General features: G+C 64.1%; 16 protein-coding genes. 5 read left to right on the forward strand and 11 right to left on the reverse strand.

Annotation, left to right across the window (positions count from 1 at the left end):
* The first annotated feature begins 269 nt into the window (after positions 1-269).
* The 4 genes from AC0IYH_RS05340 to AC0IYH_RS05355 are packed head-to-tail and all read left to right on the forward strand — an operon-like array spanning position 270 to position 4,878.
* Positions 270-977, forward strand: a complete 708-nt coding sequence (locus tag AC0IYH_RS05340; protein WP_116629793.1) for an ABC transporter ATP-binding protein — start codon at positions 270-272, stop codon at positions 975-977.
* Positions 974-2,173, forward strand: coding sequence for an ABC transporter permease (locus AC0IYH_RS05345; RefSeq protein ID WP_471833158.1), 1,200 nt, complete (start codon positions 974-976; stop codon positions 2,171-2,173). The genes AC0IYH_RS05340 and AC0IYH_RS05345 overlap by 4 nt, the downstream gene beginning before the upstream one ends.
* On the forward strand, positions 2,166-3,644 hold the full coding sequence (locus AC0IYH_RS05350) for a TolC family protein (RefSeq protein WP_471833160.1): 1,479 nt from the start codon (positions 2,166-2,168) through the stop codon (positions 3,642-3,644). Before AC0IYH_RS05345 ends, AC0IYH_RS05350 begins: the two co-directional genes overlap by 8 nt.
* Positions 3,634-4,878: an efflux RND transporter periplasmic adaptor subunit gene (locus AC0IYH_RS05355; protein ID WP_471833162.1), complete on the forward strand. Its 1,245-nt coding sequence runs from the start codon at positions 3,634-3,636 to the stop codon at positions 4,876-4,878. The genes AC0IYH_RS05350 and AC0IYH_RS05355 overlap by 11 nt, the downstream gene beginning before the upstream one ends.
* 117 nt (positions 4,879-4,995) lie before the next feature.
* Here the strand turns inward: AC0IYH_RS05355 and AC0IYH_RS05360 are convergent, their stop codons facing one another.
* The 11 genes from AC0IYH_RS05360 to AC0IYH_RS05410 form a co-directional block, all read right to left on the reverse strand.
* A complete protein-coding gene (locus AC0IYH_RS05360; protein ID WP_471833164.1) occupies positions 4,996-6,390 on the reverse strand; it encodes an FAD/NAD(P)-binding protein in 1,395 nt (464 codons plus the stop codon).
* Between the two features lie 12 nt (positions 6,391-6,402).
* On the reverse strand, positions 6,403-7,170 hold the full coding sequence (locus AC0IYH_RS05365; protein ID WP_116629798.1) for an ABC transporter ATP-binding protein: 768 nt from the start codon (positions 7,168-7,170) through the stop codon (positions 6,403-6,405).
* Between the two features lie 3 nt (positions 7,171-7,173).
* Positions 7,174-8,514 (reverse strand): ABC transporter substrate-binding protein, encoded by a 1,341-nt coding sequence (locus tag AC0IYH_RS05370; protein WP_116629799.1) that lies wholly within the window; start codon positions 8,512-8,514, stop codon positions 7,174-7,176.
* A gap of 17 nt (positions 8,515-8,531) precedes the next feature.
* Positions 8,532-9,581, reverse strand: a complete 1,050-nt coding sequence (locus tag AC0IYH_RS05375; RefSeq protein WP_116629800.1) for a branched-chain amino acid ABC transporter permease — start codon at positions 9,579-9,581, stop codon at positions 8,532-8,534.
* 4 nt (positions 9,582-9,585) lie between these two features.
* Positions 9,586-10,467: a branched-chain amino acid ABC transporter permease gene (locus tag AC0IYH_RS05380; RefSeq protein WP_116629801.1), complete on the reverse strand. Its 882-nt coding sequence runs from the start codon at positions 10,465-10,467 to the stop codon at positions 9,586-9,588.
* Complete coding sequence (locus tag AC0IYH_RS05385; RefSeq protein WP_471833167.1) at positions 10,467-11,237, reverse strand: ABC transporter ATP-binding protein; 771 nt, start codon at positions 11,235-11,237, stop codon at positions 10,467-10,469. Before AC0IYH_RS05385 ends, AC0IYH_RS05380 begins: the two co-directional genes overlap by 1 nt.
* Positions 11,234-12,130: an AMP-binding protein gene (locus tag AC0IYH_RS05390; protein ID WP_471833169.1), complete on the reverse strand. Its 897-nt coding sequence runs from the start codon at positions 12,128-12,130 to the stop codon at positions 11,234-11,236. The genes AC0IYH_RS05385 and AC0IYH_RS05390 overlap by 4 nt, the downstream gene beginning before the upstream one ends.
* A 112-nt stretch (positions 12,131-12,242) precedes the next feature.
* On the reverse strand, positions 12,243-13,676 hold the full coding sequence (locus AC0IYH_RS05395) for an LLM class flavin-dependent oxidoreductase (protein ID WP_471833170.1): 1,434 nt from the start codon (positions 13,674-13,676) through the stop codon (positions 12,243-12,245).
* Positions 13,676-14,002 (reverse strand): acyl-CoA dehydrogenase, encoded by a 327-nt coding sequence (locus AC0IYH_RS05400; RefSeq protein ID WP_116629805.1) that lies wholly within the window; start codon positions 14,000-14,002, stop codon positions 13,676-13,678. Before AC0IYH_RS05400 ends, AC0IYH_RS05395 begins: the two co-directional genes overlap by 1 nt.
* Positions 14,003-14,013: 11 nt before the next feature.
* Complete coding sequence (locus AC0IYH_RS05405; RefSeq protein ID WP_471833172.1) at positions 14,014-15,210, reverse strand: SfnB family sulfur acquisition oxidoreductase; 1,197 nt, start codon at positions 15,208-15,210, stop codon at positions 14,014-14,016.
* Between the two features lie 154 nt (positions 15,211-15,364).
* The gene (locus AC0IYH_RS05410; protein WP_122771633.1) at positions 15,365-15,928 is read right to left on the reverse strand and encodes an XRE family transcriptional regulator; all 564 of its coding nucleotides are present in this window, start codon (positions 15,926-15,928) and stop codon (positions 15,365-15,367) included.
* A gap of 92 nt (positions 15,929-16,020) precedes the next feature.
* Between AC0IYH_RS05410 and AC0IYH_RS05415 the strand changes: the two genes are divergently transcribed.
* Positions 16,021-16,950: a DMT family transporter gene (locus AC0IYH_RS05415; protein ID WP_471833175.1), complete on the forward strand. Its 930-nt coding sequence runs from the start codon at positions 16,021-16,023 to the stop codon at positions 16,948-16,950.
* Positions 16,951-16,984: the final 34 nt, after the last annotated feature.

The following is a 16,984-nucleotide window of genomic DNA, read 5'->3' on the forward strand; positions in this document are numbered from 1 at the left end:
GCCATATGATCGAAAGCCTTTGCAGACGGGCTCGCCAAGCTAACCCGAAGGGTTTTGGAACGGCCCTTTTACCCATCGGAAAAATCGTTTCAAAGCGTAAAACCGCTCTATATCCACCGCTGGCGAACCGAGCGGAACACGGTTAGTATTCAAACAATATTTTAAAAACAAGAAATAAAACCAGTCCGTGACGCGTTCCAGGCAGCTCCCGAACTTGTTACAAGGCTTTTCGGGGGCAGCACGGCGGCGTCGAGACTGAAGGCGTAGTCATGATGACAGACACCCCCGCGCTCCCAGGCTTGATCTCCCTGCAAGGCATCGGCAAACGCTATCAGTTGGCCGGGCAGGAACTGACCATTCTCAATGATGTGTGCCTGGCGATCGCCCGTGGCGACAGCTGCGGCATCCTCGGCGCCTCCGGCTCCGGCAAAAGCACCCTGCTCAATATCCTCGGCCTGCTGGATTTGCCCAACTGCGGCCAGTACCACTTCGCCGGCCACGATATTTTCAACGCCAGCCCCGATGAGCTGGCGGCGATCCGTAACCAGCAGATCGGCTTTGTATTCCAGAGCTTCAACCTGCTGCCACGCCTCAGCGCCCTCGACAATGTGGCCCTGCCCCTGAGCTATCGCGGCGTGTCGCGCCACGAATCGGTAGAGCAGGCGTTACGCATGCTCGAACAGGTGGGCCTGGCCGAACGCGCCCACCACCGCCCCGCCGACCTCTCGGGCGGCCAGCGCCAGCGTGTGGCGATTGCCCGGGCATTGGTCGGCAACCCGTCGGTGATCCTGGCCGACGAACCCACCGGCAACCTCGACAGCCACACCGCCCAGGACATCATGAACCTGCTGCTGGCGCTGAACCGCGAGCAACAGGTGACGCTGATCATCGTCACCCACGACCCGCATATCGCCGAGCGCCTGGACCGCAAGATCCTGGTGCGCAATGGCGTGGTGCAAGAGGCCGGGCGCCTATGACCCTGCGGGTAGAACTGAGCTTCAGCCAACTGCTGCATGAAGCCTTCGTCAGCCTGCGCACCCTGGGCAAACGCTCGATCCTGGCCCTGCTGGGTATCGTGATCGGCAGCTCGTCGGTGGTGGCGCTGATCAATATCGGCCACAACGCGGCGGTGGATGCGGCGATGATTTTCAAAGAGATGGGCACGGACACCCTGGTCGCCCAGTTCCCCTCCAAGGGCACTATCAATCTGCCAATGGCCACCCGCCTCGACCTGGATGCCGTGCGCCAGGCGGTGCCGGGCCTTACCCATATCGGTGCGCTGACCCTGCTCAGCGGCCCCGTTGTGTTCCACGGCCGCAGCACCAACGCCAACGTCGTCGGCAGCACACCAGGCATCCAGGGCGCGATGCGCCTGGTGGTGCAGGAGGGACGCTTCCTGTCGCCTTTCGACGCGAATGAAACCTATGGCGTGATCGGCGCCCAATTGGCCCAGGCCCTGGGCGCGCCAGGCGACCCGCTGAGACTGGGCGACCGCGTGCGTATCAACGACTACCTGTTCCTGCTGGTGGGCATCCTGCAACACCAGCCGCGCGCGATGATGATGCCGGTGCAGGCTAACGATTCGCTATTCATCCCCGCACAAGGCATGCGCCGCATCTATGCCAACCCGCAAATCGCCAATGTGATCATCCGCGCAGCCCCGGGGCTGGACATGGAACTCATCGCACAGCACGCCAACGTCGCGCTGCAAGCCCAACTGGTCGACCACACCGTAGACATCCAGGTGCCCCAGCAAATGATTGATGGCATGACCCGCCAAAGTCGCACGTTTGCCTACCTGCTGCTGGCCCTGGGGGCTATCTCCCTGGTGGGCGGCGGTGTGGGGGTGATGAATGTGATGCTGATGAACGTGTCGGAGCGCCGTCGCGAAATCGGCATTCGCATGGCCCTGGGTGCGCGCCAGCGGGATATCCGCAACCTGTTCCTGCTGGAGGCCGTGACACTCACGGCAGTGGGCGCGGCGTGCGGCGCGGTGCTGGGCATGACCTGCGCCTGGTTGTACGCGTGGCTGTCGGGATGGGCATTCGCACTGGCGGTCGCCTCCCTGCCCCTGGGGGTGGGCAGTACCTTGCTGGTGGGCCTGTTTTTCGGCATTTACCCGGCGATTTCGGCCTCACGGTTGCAGCCGGTGGAGGCCTTGCGCGATGAGTAGATGGCTATGGCTGCTCGCGCTGGTCAGCTGGCAGGGCATGGCCGCCGACGTGGTGATCAAACCGTCGGCGCCCAGCAGCACCCGCAGCGCGTATGACCGCGGCGTATCGTTGAATGCGCAGGCCACCACCCTGACCCTCGGCGACGCCGTGTACCTGGGCCTGCGCAACAACCCGGCGATCCGCAGCGCCTACCTGCAACGGGTGGCGCAGAAGTTCGACCTGCGCGTGGCCGAGGATGTGTTCAACCCCAAGCTCACCCTCAACAGCTACTACCGCAGCAGCCGGGGCTCTGCCGACAATGCGCGCAATGCCAACGTGGCGCCGGCCACCAGCCTGCTTGGCGAGTACGGCACGCGCCTGAGCATGGCCTGGACCCAGCAACTGAACAGCGCCGACCGTGCCGGCCGCTACCGCAGCGACGGTCTGGACCTGGCGCTCATCCAGCCGCTGCTGCGCGGCGCCGGCTGGGACGCCACCACCGCGCCGCTGCGCCTGTCACGCCTGTCGGAGCAGGCCAACCGCCTGAACCTCAAGGCCACCGTGGCGCAGACCATCAGCCAGATCATCGCCACCTACCGCGAATTGCTGCGCGCCCAGGAGCAACTGAGCATTGTGCAGGACGCCCTCAAACGCTCCGGCACGTTGCTTGAGGTCAACAAGGCGTTGATCAGCGCCGGGCGCATGGCTGAGTTTGAAATCGTGCAGACCGAAGCTGATATCGCCACCCAGCAACTGGGCGTGGAAGAAGCCCAGAACCAGCTCGACACCAGCCGCCTGGCCCTGCTGCGCCTGTTGGCGCTGGACCTGGCCACGCCGATTCGCGCCACCGAAGCGCTGGAGGCCAGGCCCATGCAGATCGACAAGCGCCAAGCCTTCAACCTCGCGCAGACGCAACAGCCGGAATACCTCGCCGCCCTGCTCGGCAGCCAGCAGGCCGACCTCAACCTGGTGATCGCCAAGGACTCCGGGCGCTGGCAGGTCGACCTGGTGGCGGGCGCCAACCAGGTTCGCGACAACTACAATAACGACGCCGGCAGCAGCAACAATCGCACCTGGGACAGCTACGCCGGGGTGCAGGTGCAAATTCCCATCGGCGACCTCAGCACGCGCCAGGCCGAAGTGCGCGCGCGGGTGAATGTGGAGGATCAACAGATCCGCATCACCGACGCCCGCCAGGAACTGGAGCGCAGCGTCAACGATGTGGTGCGCGACCTCGGCACGCGCTGGCGCCAATATGAAATCTCCCAGCGCGCGGTGGAATTGTCGCGGCGCAAGATCGAGATCGAGCGGGAAAAACTCAGTGCCGGGCGCTCCACCAACTTCCAGGTGTTGAGCTTCGAGACCGACCTGCGCAACGCCGAAAACGCGCAACTCAATGCGCTGATCGCTTATTTGAACGCCCAGACCCAGCTCGACTTGACCCTGGGCATGACGCTGGAAAGTTGGGAAATCGCCCTCAATGACTACTAATCACAAACGCCTGCTGGGCGCCGTATTGATTGTGCTACTGGCCGGCGCGGGGCTGGCCCTGCGCAGCCCTGCCGAAGGCCCGGCCACTGCACCCGAACAGTGGCTCGCGGTGAAACCCGACCCGCTGGTGCACCAGATCGGCCTGGTGGGCAAGATCGAGCCCGACAGCACCCTTATCCTCACCGCGCCGTTTGATGGCAATGTACAAGCCAACCTGGTGGAGCAAGGCCAACGGGTCGATGCCGGCCAGGTGCTGCTGCGCATGGACCCGGCCACCCTCGAAGTACAATTGCGTGATGCCCTCGCCGCCCAGCTCAAGGCCCGGCGCACCGTGCAAGAGATGCAGGATTGGGACAGCAGCCCCGCCGTCAGCCGCGCCCGCCGCAGCCTGCGCACCGCCGAAATGACCGCTGGCAATACCCAACGCAAGCTGACCGAAAGCGAAAACCTGTTCCAGCGCGGCATCATCCCGCGCAATGAGTTGGACGAACTCAAGCAGCAGACCCAGCAACAGCAACTCGACCTCGCCTCTGCGCGCAGCGAACTGCAACAGGCGCTGGAACAAGGCCAAGGCGAATACCGCCAGATCGCCGATATGGAATTGACCAACGCCACGGTGAAATACGACGCCCTGCACCAGTTGCTCGACGGCCAGGAAATCAAGGCACCGTTCTCCGGCATCGTGGTACCTGCGCCCGGCAATAATACGGCGCAGGGCGGCGGCGCCAGCACCACGCCGATACAGGCCGGCAGCAAGGTCGGCCAGGGCCAGGTGCTGTTCGGCCTGGCCAATATCGAGCGGCTGAAGATCGTCGCCAAGGTGTCCGAACTGGACATCAACCAACTGCAGCAGGGCCAAGCGGTAGAAGTGCTGGGCGACGGGTTTGATGGCGAGCGGCTGAGCGGCTCGGTCAGCGTGGTCAGCGGCCTGGCGATTGGCGGCGACAGCCAGGGCAGCGCGCAATTTGCGGTGACGCTGTCGATCCCCAAGCTCACCCCGCAGCAGTTGCAGCGGGTGCGGCTGGGGATGAGTGCGCGGTTGAGCATTGTGACGTACAACAATGAACAGGCGATTGTGGTGCCGAGCCAGGCGATCGGACCGGACATGACGGTGGCGTATCGGGCGGCGATGGATAAGCCGGTGGAGCGGGTGAAGGTGACGACAGGTCAATCCACACCACAGGGTGTTGAGGTATTCGGCCTAAAACCCGGCCTGGTGAAAATCTCAAATTAAACACAGAGCAAATGTGGGAGGGGCGGTGCGACGATTCGACTTGCCCCCGATGAGGGTGTGTCAGTTGATACATCTGTGACTGACCCACCGCTATCGGGGGCAAGCCCCCTCCCACATTTACCTATTCGCCAATTTTGAAGCCAACGCCTTGGCCTGCAACGCCACATCCGTCACCGCCGTGCTCTCCCACCACATCCCGCGCAACGGCGGGCCCATGGCGAACAGCCGCTGACTGACCTGCCCCTGCGCATCCAGCACCGCACCCGACGCATCCGCCGCAATCCCCAACGCCAACGGCCCAGGCTGGATCAACCCACGCGCGAGCAATTGCCGCGGCAACGGCCGGGCCACGCGGCGCCAGTCATACTCAATACCGCTGGAGTTGATCAACGCCGCGCCCGCCACCTGCGTAATCGCCTGCTCACCGCGAAAGCGCAAGCGAATCGCCACGCCCTCCCCGGCAGGCGCCAAACCCTTGAACGATGCCGCCCGAATCCGCAACCGCCCTTGTGCATGCAAGCGCTCCACCAACTGCGCGCTCAACGGCGGCGAACGGTGGTGATGGCTTTCCCACCACGGCCGCACATGGCGCACGAACTGGCGTTTTTCACCCTCGCCGGCCTGGCTCCACAAGCGGCCGATATGCGCGCGCACGGTGTCCAGCGGCGCCTGCCAATCAATGCCCTGTTGCACCGCGAGGCGGCATTGGCGGCGCACTTCACGCAGCAACTGCCGTGGGCTGCGCAGGCTGTGGTCGGCGGCGAGGAAATCGACCCAGCTCGGCGGCTGGCGGCGCACGTGGGGCAGCAGGCCATGGCGGGAAAAAATCTCGATCGGCCCGCGATGCCCGGCCTGCTCCAGGGACACCACGGCGTCGACCATGGTCAATCCGGAACCGATAATCAGCACCGTCGATTGCGGGTCGAGTAGCGTCATGGCTTGCACGTCCCACGGGTCGACGGCGGCGGCATTCAAGCCGCTGGATTCGGTCTGTGGCGTGCGCGCCGCCGGGAACATGCCGGTGGCCAACACCGCCTGGGCGCCGCGCAGTTGCTGGCCGTTATCGAGGGTCAGCAGGGTCGCGTCGGCATCGACCTGCAGGTCGACCACCTCCGCGCGGATATGCTCCACGCTGGACGCCGACAGCGCCTTGGCTTCGGCCAGGCGCTGTTGCGTGTACAAACCAAAAATCCCGCGCGGCGGGAACAGTTCGCTGATCGGCACCGATTGCTCATGGGCCTGTGGCCAGCCGCCGGCGCCGATGTAATCGGTGAGCCATTGGGTCAGGTCGTCGGCATTGTCCGGGTCGACGCTCATGCGCGCGGCGTTGCCGTTCAGGGTGTGGCCCAGTTCGACCGCGCTGTAGGCCTCGCCCCGGCCGAGTTCGGCGCGCGGCTCGATCACCAGGATCTGCCGCTGGCCAGGCAGGCGCAGCAGTTGCACGGCGAGCATCGTGCCGCTCAGGCCGCCGCCGATGATCAAGACATCAGCGTTGCGGATGGTTTCAGTCATGCACATTCGCCCTTACTGTTTACCCAGATAAATATCATGCAGATCGCCGCGCGCCAGCAGTTCTGCGGCGCTGCCGCTCAAGGCCACGCGCCCAGTATCCAGCACGTAGCCGTGGGACGCATAGGTGAGCGCGACGTTGATGTTCTGCTCGGCGATCAGGAAGCTCACCTGCTGCTCGCGGTTGAGCTGCGCGATGATCGCGAAAATCTCCTGCACGATCATAGGCGCCAACCCCATGGACGGCTCGTCGAGCAGTACCAAAGCAGGACGGGTCATCAACGCGCGGCCGATGGCGACCATTTGCTGCTCGCCGCCGGAGGTCAGCCCGGCGCGGGTGTGGCGCTTGGTCTTGAGGCGCGGGAACCAGCTGTAGATGCGCTCCAGGTCCTGCTCCATGGCCTTGCGGCTCAGGCGCCGCACGAAGCCACCGCTGCGCAGGTTGTCTTCCACCGTGAGTTGGCCGAACACATGGCGGCCTTCCAGCACATGCACCATGCCCTGGCGCACGCGCTGGCTGGGGTCAATGCCTGCCAGGTCCTGCCCGGCATATTCGATCACGCCTCGGCTGACCTCGGCCCGCTCCGCGCGCACCAGCCCGGAGATAGCCTTGAGCGTGGTGCTCTTGCCGGCGCCGTTGGCCCCAAGCAAAGCAACGATGGCGCCCTTGGGCACGTGCAGCGACACACCCGCCACCGCCAGGATCGCGCCGTCATAGATCACTTCAATATCGTTGACCGTCAGTAACGACGGGTTCGCAGGCTCGCTGGCAGCTTGGCTCATGGCTTATTCGTCCCCGGTGCAGGTGCGTGGCGTGAGGCCTTTTTCCTTGGCGAACGCGGCGGATTTTTCATCGATCAACGGGCGCAGCAGCGCGCGGTCGGCAGCGATCCAGTCGCTGACCAGTGCCCAATTCGCGCCGTCCCATTGCTGCACCCGCGCCGAGCCGCCACCTTCATGGTCGCGGCACGACAGCTTGAGGTTCTGCATCAAGCCCAGGTAGCCCATTTCTTTCAGGCGCGCGTCGTCAATATTCAGATGCTCCAGGCCCCAGCGGCCTTCTTCGCCATTGAGCGGGCGCTTGCCGAACCTGGCCTGGGCGGTGCGGATCGCTTCCACGGCGACGGCGGCGTTCACCAGCCCGGAGTTGTAGTAGACGCTGCCGAAGTTTTTCAGGTCCTTGAGGTCGCTGTGGCCCTTGTCGAGGATGTACTGCTTGAGGCGTTTGTGGATCTCGAAATCGCTGCCTGCCGGGTAGGGTGTGAGGGCCAGGTAACCCTTGGCGGCGGCGCCTGCGGGCAGCACGTCTTCGCTGGAACTGGCCCAGATATCGCCGATGATGTGGTCCACCGGGAAGCCGAAGCGTGCAGCGGTCTTTACCGCCACCGGGGTGGACACGCCCCAGGTACGCAGGAACACCCAGTCCGGATTGGCCTGGCGCACCTGGCGCCATTGCGCCGATTGCTCATTGCCCGGGTCGGCGACCGGAATCTGGATATTTTCAAAGCCATATTTTTCCGCCAGCAACTTCAGCGGGCCGAGGGTTTCGCGACCGTAGGCCGAGTCGTGGTAGACCGTGGCGATCTTCTTGCCCTTGAGTTTGTCGAAGCCGCCTTCGCGCTGGGCGATGTAGTTCACCAGGGTCGAGGCTTCGCTGTAGAAGGTCAGCATCACCGGGAAATTGTAGGGGAACACCGTGCCGTCGGTGGCTTCGGTGCGCCCGTAACCAAGGGTGATCAGCGGGATCTTGTCGACTTCCGCGCGTTCACTGAGCGCATACGCCGCCGGGGCGCCGTTGGGCTGGTACACCGCGACCGGCGCGCCATCCAGGCCATGCTTGAAGCGCTCGTAGCACTCGATGCCCTTCTCGGCCGTCCACTCGGTTTCGCACTCCTGCCACACCAGCTTCACGCCGTTGATGCCGCCTTCGACTTCGTTGATATAACGCAGGTAGTCGATCATCCCGGCCCACACCTGCACGCCGCTGGAGGCGTAGGCGCCGACACGGTAGGTGGCCAGGGGAAAGAATTGCTGGTCCGGCGAGGCGACGGCCTGGGGCACAGCACCGGCTAGAGCGGCCAGCGCGAAGGCGGCGGAGACCAGGGAACGCTTAAAGGATGCACGCATGGGAGTTCTCTTATAAGTCAGAAACGTAGCGGCCATTGACGCAGCCGATCGCGGAGGTTGTGCAACAGGCGAATCAAGCCCTCGGGTTCCTTGATCAGGAACACGATGATCAACACGCCAAAGATGATTTTCTGCAGGTTCTGCAACTGCCCCGCATCCACCGCGCCACCGAACAGCGCCTGGCCGGCGTGGCTGAGAAAAATCGGCAGCAGGCTGATAAACGCCGCGCCGACGAAGTTGCCGGCGATGCTGCCCATGCCGCCGATAATGATGATGAACAGGATCTGGAATGAGCGATTGATATCGAAGCTGCTGGCGCTGGCCGTGCCCAGGTAGGCGAAGGCCCACAGCGCACCGGCTATCCCTAAGTAGAACGAGCTGACCGCAAACGCCAGGCGCTTGTAACGCACCACCGGAATGCCGACCACGGCGGCGGCGGTGTCCATGTCGCGGATCGCCATCCAGTTGCGACCGACCTGGCTACGCACCAGGTTGATGGCGGTCCACGTCAATAGCAGCACGGTCACCAGGGTCAGCAGGTAGCGACCCAACGGCGTATTGAGGTCATGCCCGAACAGCGCCAGCTTCGGCGCGGAGATGGTGCCGGACGAGCCGTAGTTGTAGAACCAGGGGAATTTGACGAACACCCACTCCAGGAAAAATTGCGCCGCCAGGGTGGTGACCATCAGATAGAAGCCCTTGATCCGCGAACTGGGCAGGCCAAATACCAGCCCGACCACGGCACTGATAATCCCGCCACCGAGCAGCGCCACCGGCAACCCCAGCTCCGGCAGGCGCAGCAGAAAACCGTAGGTTGCAAACGCGCCCACGGCCATGAAGCCCGCCGCGCCCACCGAGGTTTGCCCGGTGTAGCCGGTCAGCAAATTCAGGCCCAGCCCGGCCAGGGACAGCACCAGGAACGGGATCAGGATCGCATTCAGCCAATAATCATTGCCCCACAGCGGCACCACGATAAAGGCCAGCGCCAGCAGGCCGAGCAGGCCCCAGGGCAGACGCCGCTGGGTCAGCAGCAGCGGTGCGGTGTCTTGCGCAACAGGGATCGACATGGTTTCAGACTCGCTCGATGGCGCGCTCGCCGAACAGGCCGGCGGGACGGATATACAGGAAGGCCAGGGCCAATACATAGGCGAACCACGGCGTGATGCCGCCGCCGATCAACGGGCCGATATACACCTCGGCCAGGTTCTCCGCCGCGCCCACAATCAGCCCGCCAACAATCGCCCCGCCAATCGAGGTGAAGCCGCCGATGATCAACACCGGCAAGGCCTTGAGCACCACCAGTGACAGCGAAAACTGCACGCCCTGGCGTGCGCCCCACAGCAGGCCCGCCACCAGCCCGACCACCCCGGCCACGGCCCAGACGATCTGCCAGATGCGGTTGAGGTTGATGCCGATGGACAGCGCCGCCGTGGTGTCATCCGCCACCGCGCGCAATGACACGCCGATCCGGGTCTTGTTGAACAGCAGCGCCAGCACCGTCACCAGCACCACCGCGACGGCCGCCGCCACCAGGTCAAACTGGCTGAGCATCAGCGGCCCGACAAACAGCGGCACGTCGTCGATGCCCAGGTCCAGGGCGCGCACCTGCGAGCCCATCAAGCCCTGGGCCAGGCCTTCGATAATGAACGACAGGCCGAGGGTGGCCATGAACAGCGTGATCTGCGAGCGGTTCACCAAGGGCCGCAGCACCAGGCGTTCGATCAGCAACGCGCCGACGATCAGCACCAGCACCGTCAGCAGCAACGCGAGGGCAAAGGGCACGCCCTGGTCGTGCAGGCTGACGAAGGTCAGCGCGGCAAACAGCAGCATCGAGCCCTGGGCAAAGTTGAACACGCCGCTGGCCTTGTAGATCAGCACGAAGCCGATGGCGACCAGCGAGTACATGCTGCCGGCGAGCAAGCCGCCGAGCAGGGTTTCGAAGAAGAACGTCATCAGTGCGCGACTCCCAGGTAGGCGGCGATCACCTCGGGGTTGGCCTGCACCTCGGCCGGCGTGCCGTCGCCGACCTTGCGCCCATAGTCGAGCACCACCACGTGGTCGGACAGGCCCATGACCACGCCCATGTCGTGCTCGATCAACACCACCGTGGTGCCGAGGTCGCGGTTCACATCGGCGACGAAGCGCGCCATGTCGTGTTTTTCCTCGGCGTTCATCCCGGCCATGGGCTCATCCAGCAGCAACAGGCTGGGCCCGGCGATCAACGCGCGGCCGAGTTCCACGCGCTTTTGCAGGCCGTAGGAGAGGTTGCCCACCAGCACATCACGGTGGGCTTGCAGCTCGAGGAATTCGAGAATGCCCTGGCCGCGCAGGCGGAACGCCTCGGCCTCGCGCCGCGCGCGGGGCAGGCCCAGGGCCTGTTCAATAAAGCTGCTGCGCATATGCCGCGACAGGCCGGTGAGGAGGTTGTCGAGCACGCTCATTTTCTTGAACAGCGCATTGTTCTGGAAGGTGCGACCGATGCCGCGACGCGCAGCGCCCAAGGGGTCGATGCGCTGGAAGTGCTGCTGCTCGAACACGATCTCGCCGGCATCGAAGCGATACACGCCGTTGAGCACATTGAGCAGCGAACTTTTACCGGCGCCATTGGGGCCGATCAGCGCGCAGATCTCGCCGCGCTGCACTTCAAAGGACAAGGCATTGATGGCCTTGACGCCCTTGAACGACAGCGAGATGTCGCGCACCTGGAGAATGGCCTGGCTCATGCGATGTCCCGTTTGAATTCCGTGAGCCAACTCGGCTCGGCACTCGACTTGAGCGGCTGCCAGATGTAGGCCAGGCGCTGGAAGCCGAGCAGTTTGCGTACGCGGTTTTTCAGCAAGCGGCCCAGGCGGCTTTGCGGGCGGGCAATCGCCCACTCACACACGCGCCGGCGCCAGGTACCGAGGGGGGCCAGGCGGCTTTCTATATCGTCGGCCAGGTGCTGCAAGCGTTCCGGCGACAACAGCAATCCCGTGGGCGCCACTTCACTGCGATCACGCCGCGCCGACGCCGGGCTTTCCGGGAAGGCCAGCCCATGGCCGCTGCTCAGCCACTGCTCCAGCACCACTGCCAGCCCGCCTTGCCAGTGGGTACCCTCCTCGCTCCACAGCAGCGTTTCGCCGGTCGGTTGCCACCAGCGATGCAGGTGCTGCGCCGGGTCGACCGGGCCGAGTAAGTGGGCGAAGTCGAGCCGTTGGGTAAAATCCAGATCCGGCTGACGACCCTGCACGTACACGTGGCTCGGGCGAATACGCCAGAGCTGGTGTTGCAGCGCCGCAGGCTCAAGGTGGTCGGCCAGCGTCAATACCTGCCCGCCCACCGCCTGAGCCGCCAACGCCAACAGCAACAGGTTCGGCTCGAATGCACCGCTGAGCGCCAGCCGCGACGACTCGCCAAAGCCCTGCTGGCGCAAGCCATCGGCCAGGCGTTCGACATCGCGCAGCACGTCGATCCAGCGCCAGGCATGCCAACGGCCCTGGCGCTTGTGGCGCAGGGCAATGTGCAGCGGGGTGATCTGCGCCCAGTGCCGCAGTTGCTCCTGGGCTTTGGGCAGGTTGTCGAGTAACTCGGCGGGCCATTCCAGGGCCAGCGGACGCTTGAGTTCGTGCACGCTCATAGGGGTAATGCTCCTATTGGGGTGGTGTGCGTGCGGTGGTCCGCTGGCTGGGATATTCGGGACGACACAGGGCAAATGTGGGAGGGGCTTGCCCCCGATGGCGGTGGTTCAGTTAGACCACCTTTGACTGACCCACTGCTATCGGGGGTAAGCGCCCTCCCACATTGGTTTTGTGTAGGGCTGAGAGGTCGCGATAGCCGGCGCCGGGGTGGTTCGCACCCAGGCGTGCGCCGTCGCCAAACAGCTTCTCGCGCAAAGTGCCCTGGGCGTATTCGGTCTTGTACACGCCACGCTTTTGCAACTCCGGCACCAGCAGGTCGACGGCGTCGATGAAGGTTTCGTGGGTCAGCGCGTAGGCCAGGTTGAAGCCGTCCACGTCGGTGTCTTCGACCCACTCCTGCAACAGGTCGGCGACGGTTTCCGGGCCGCCGACAAACAATGGGCCAAAGCCGCCGATGCCGACCCAGTCGGCGAGTTCATTCGGGGTCCAGACCTTGTTCGGGTCTGCTGTGGAGAAGGCTTCCACCGCCGATTGAATCGCGTTGGTGTGCACGTGCTTGAGCGGTTCATCGGGTTTGAACTGGCTGAAGTCGATGCCGGTCCAGCCGGAGATCAGCGCCATCGCGCCTTCGTAGCTGACGTAGGATTTGTATTCGTCGAACTTGGCCTTGGCCTTGGCATCGGTCTCGCCGACGATCACCGTCTGCAAGTTGAAGATCAGGATTTTCTTCGGATCACGCCCGGCCTCGGCCGCGCGACGGCGGATGTCGGCGACAGTCTTTTTCAGCAGCACCTTGGACGGCGCCGCCACAAATACGCACTCGGCCTGCTCGGCGGCGAACTGCTTGCCACGGCTGGACGCACCGGCCTGGTACAGCACTGGCGTGCGTTGCGGCGACGGCTCGCACAGGTGAATGCCGGGGACCTGGAAATGTTTGCCGACATGGCGAATCTCGTGGATCTTGCTCGGGTCGCTGAAAATCCGCCGCTCGCGGTCACGCAGTACGGCGCCCTCCTCCCAGCTGCCTTCCCAGAGTTTGTAGCAGACCTCCAGGTATTCCTCGGCGTAGTCGTAGCGTGCGTCGTGTTCGGTCTGGGCCTTTTGGCCGAGGTTCTTGGCGCCGCTCTCCAGGTAGGAGGTGACGATGTTCCAGCCGATGCGGCCCTTGGTCAGGTGATCGAGGGTCGAGAGCCGGCGGGCAAACGGATACGGGTGTTCGAACGACAACGACGCGGTCAGGCCAAAGCCCAAGTGCTCGGTGACCAGCGCCATGGGCGCGATCAGCGACAACGGGTCGTTGACCGGCACTTGGGTGGCCTGGCGGATCGCCGCGTCGCCGTTGCCGTTGTACACGTCATAGATGCCCAGCACGTCAGCGATAAACAGGCCGTCGAACTTGCCACGCTCGAGGATTTTGGCGAGGTCGGTCCAGTATTCCAGGTCCTTGTACTGCCACGAACGGTCACGCGGGTGCGCCCACAGGCCGGGGGATTGGTGGCCGACACAGTTCATGTCGAAGGCGTTCAAGCGAATTTCACGGGACATCACAGCACTCCGTTGAGGTGGTAGTTGCCGACGATCTGGTATTTCCAGCGCAACGGGTCATCCAGGGTCGGCGCCAGCGCGGTGCGTTGGCCGGTGAGTTCGAATTCGGTGTTGCTGGCAAACAGCAAGGCTTCGGCGGCGGCGATCTGTGCTTCGGTGATCGCAACCGGGCTTGGGTGCGTGTCAGCACGTTCGAGCAAGGCGGTGGCGACGTCGACGCGGATCTGCCAATCGCCGAAGCGGCTGATCACATAGGGGTCGTCGCTTTTGGCAACGTGGCGGCGAGTGCTTTCCAGCAGTTGGCGCGCTTGGTTCAGGGCGGTCATGGCTAAGGTCCTCAATTCCAGGCGTGGCGTGCAGGCTTCACGCCGTTGAGCACGAAGTTGCCGATCAGGTGGTATTTCCAGCGGGCCGGGTCGTGCAGGGTGTGGGTGCGCGCGTTGCGCCAGAAGCGGTCGAGGTTGTGCTTGCCAGTGACCGAGCGGGTGCCGGCCAGTTCGAAGAGTTTGCTGCTGGCGAGCAGGGCGGTTTCGGCGGACAACACCTTGGCCTGGGCGACCACCAGTGAGGCGTGGGCGACGGTGTCTTCATTCGGTTCGGCCAGGGCTTTGTCCACTGCCAGGCCGGCTTTGGCGAGGATGGCTTCGGTGCCGTGCACGCGCCACTCCAGGTCACCGATGGCGGCAATGGTGAACGGGTCTTGCCAGCCGTGATCCTGCTGGCTGTCGATCCACGGGCGGGCCTGACGAGCGTAGATTTTCGCCTGTTCCAGCGCGCCGAGGGCGATGCCGGTGTCGACGGCGGCCTGGATGATCTGCGAGATCGGGCCATTGGCGGTGGGTTGGTCGAAGGCCTGGTGTGCGGGGATCACCGCGCTCAGGGGCACGGTGACGCCGTCGAGGGTCACGCCGCCGCTGGCGGTGGTGCGCTGGCCGAAGCCGTCCCAGCTGTCGATCACGCTGAGGCCGGGCGCGTCGCGTTCAACGAAGGCGATGAAGGCCTGGTCGTGTTCGTTGTTGCCAACCGTGGGCACGATATGCGCGAACAGCGCGCCGGTGCAGTAGAACTTCTCGCCGTTGATTTGCGCGCTGTCAGCGTGGAAACGGATCTGCGTGTCGAAGGTGCCGGCGTTTTTGCTCTTGGCTTCGGAGAAGGCATTGCCGAACCGATAGCCCGCCAGGACCTTGCCGAAGTAGTAGCGTTTTTGTTCCTCGCTGGCGGTTTGCAGCAGGATGTCGACCACGCCGAGGTGGTTCTGCGGAATCTGCCCCAACGAAGGGTCGGCGGCGGAGATCAGCTTGATCACCTCGGCCACCGTCACATAGGACACTTCGGCGCCGCCGTAGGCCTTGGGAATGGTGATGCCCCACAAGCCGCTGGCGGAAAACTCGTCGAGTTCGGCCACTGGCAGGCGGCGCTCGCGGTCGCGCACGCTGGCGTCGACGGCAAAGCGCGCGGCCAGGCGGGTCGCCACCTCGATGGCTTCGGCGTCCGAGCGGATGATATGGGCAGGGTGTTGAGGGTGGGCTGACATGGGCCGACTCCAGGCTCCGAGGGGATACTGGAGTGATTGCAGGAGTCGTGCCTGAATTTAATCGCCAATGAAATCAGGCGTTTGCTGGTGATTTACCACGGTGGACGGCGACGCAAACCAGCAAAGTGTCCATCCACTGTTGCCTGGCGGACAGTTAGATCACCACGTTGCGCACAAAGCGCACGGCGACCTCGCCGTCGTTGCGGTAGCCGTGGACGTTGCGGCTGGCGAACATATAGAACTCGCCGGCGGCGACGCGCTTTTCGTCCGCGCCCACCAGCAACGTGAGGCAGCCTTCGAACACAAACAGCTGCACGCTCCAGCCGTCCGGGTCGGGGTCGGGGCTGTAGCGGTCACCCGGCTCCAATTGCATCTCCCACAACTCGACCTCGCGCCGCGCGGTGGCCTTGGCCAGCAGCACGGCCTTGCTGCCGGGGATATCGCCGGCCCAGGCCAGTTCGTTGATGCGGCTGTGGTCGGGGGCATCCGGGGCCTGGATCAGGTCGCTGAAGGCCACGTCCAGCGCTTCGGCAACGCGGTCGAGGGTGGACAGGCTGACGTTCTTCTCACCCGCCTCGATGGCCACCAGCATGCGCCGGCTGACCCCGGATTTTTCCGATAGCGCGGTCTGGCTCAGGTCGGCAGCATGCCGCAGACGGCGAACGTTCTGGCTGACGTGCTGCAGGACCGAAGCCCGATGTGGATTTTCTTTGTGCACTATATTGCTCAATGAGTGGGTGTGCGCAGTATACTGCCCAGCGTGCGGCGCATTGTGCGGTCCGTACCCTTCCCTTGCAAGACCGAGCCGCCATGACCAGCCCGAATGCCTCCCCCCGTTTCAAGCGTTTCAGCAAAGCCGAATGCATCCTGGTGGTGATCACCATGATCTGGGGCGGCACCTTTTTGCTCGTGCAGCATGCGATGACGGTCAGCGGGCCGATGTTTTTCGTCGGCCTGCGCTTTGCGGCTGCGGCCATCGTGGTGGGGTTCTTTTCCTTGCGCACCTTGCGCGACCTGACCCTGTTCGAGCTGAAGGCCGGGGTGTTTATCGGCGTGGCGATCATGTTTGGCTACGGCTTGCAGACCATTGGCCTGCAGACGATCCTCAGCAGCCAGTCGGCCTTCATCACCGCGCTGTATGTGCCGTTCGTGCCGTTATTGCAGTGGCTGGTGCTCGGTCGCCGCCCTGGCTTGATGCCGAGCATTGGCATCATGCTGGCGTTTGCCGGGTTGATGTTGTTGACCGGCCCTGCCGGCGCCTCGCTGAATTTCAGCCCGGGTGAGATCGCCACCTTGATTGGTGCGATCGCGATTGCTGCCGAAATCATCCTGATCGGTGCGTTTGCCGGCCAGGTGGATGTGCGCCGGGTGACCGTGGTGCAACTGGCCACGGCGTCGTTGTTGTCGTTCCTGATGGTGGTGCCGATGGGCGAGGCGCTGCCGGGGTTTTCGTGGTTACTGCTGTTCAGCGCGGTGGGCCTGGGTTTGACCAGTGCGGTGATTCAGGTGGCAATGAACTGGGCGCAGCAAAGTGTTTCGCCAACCCGTGCCACCTTGATTTATGCCGGTGAGCCGGTGTGGGCCGGTGTGGTGGGGCGGATTGCCGGGGAGCGTTTCCCGCCGATAGCGATGCTGGGCGCCGTGTTGATTGTGTTGGCGGTCATCGTGAGCGAATTGAAGACTCGCGGGCAAAAGGCCATCGAACTGCAGAATGAGCGGGAACAGGAGCAGCAAGGCTAAGGTCCGAAACAATGCCAAATGGGAATTTTCAGCC

Source organism: Pseudomonas sp. AC463, from assembly GCF_979253585.1.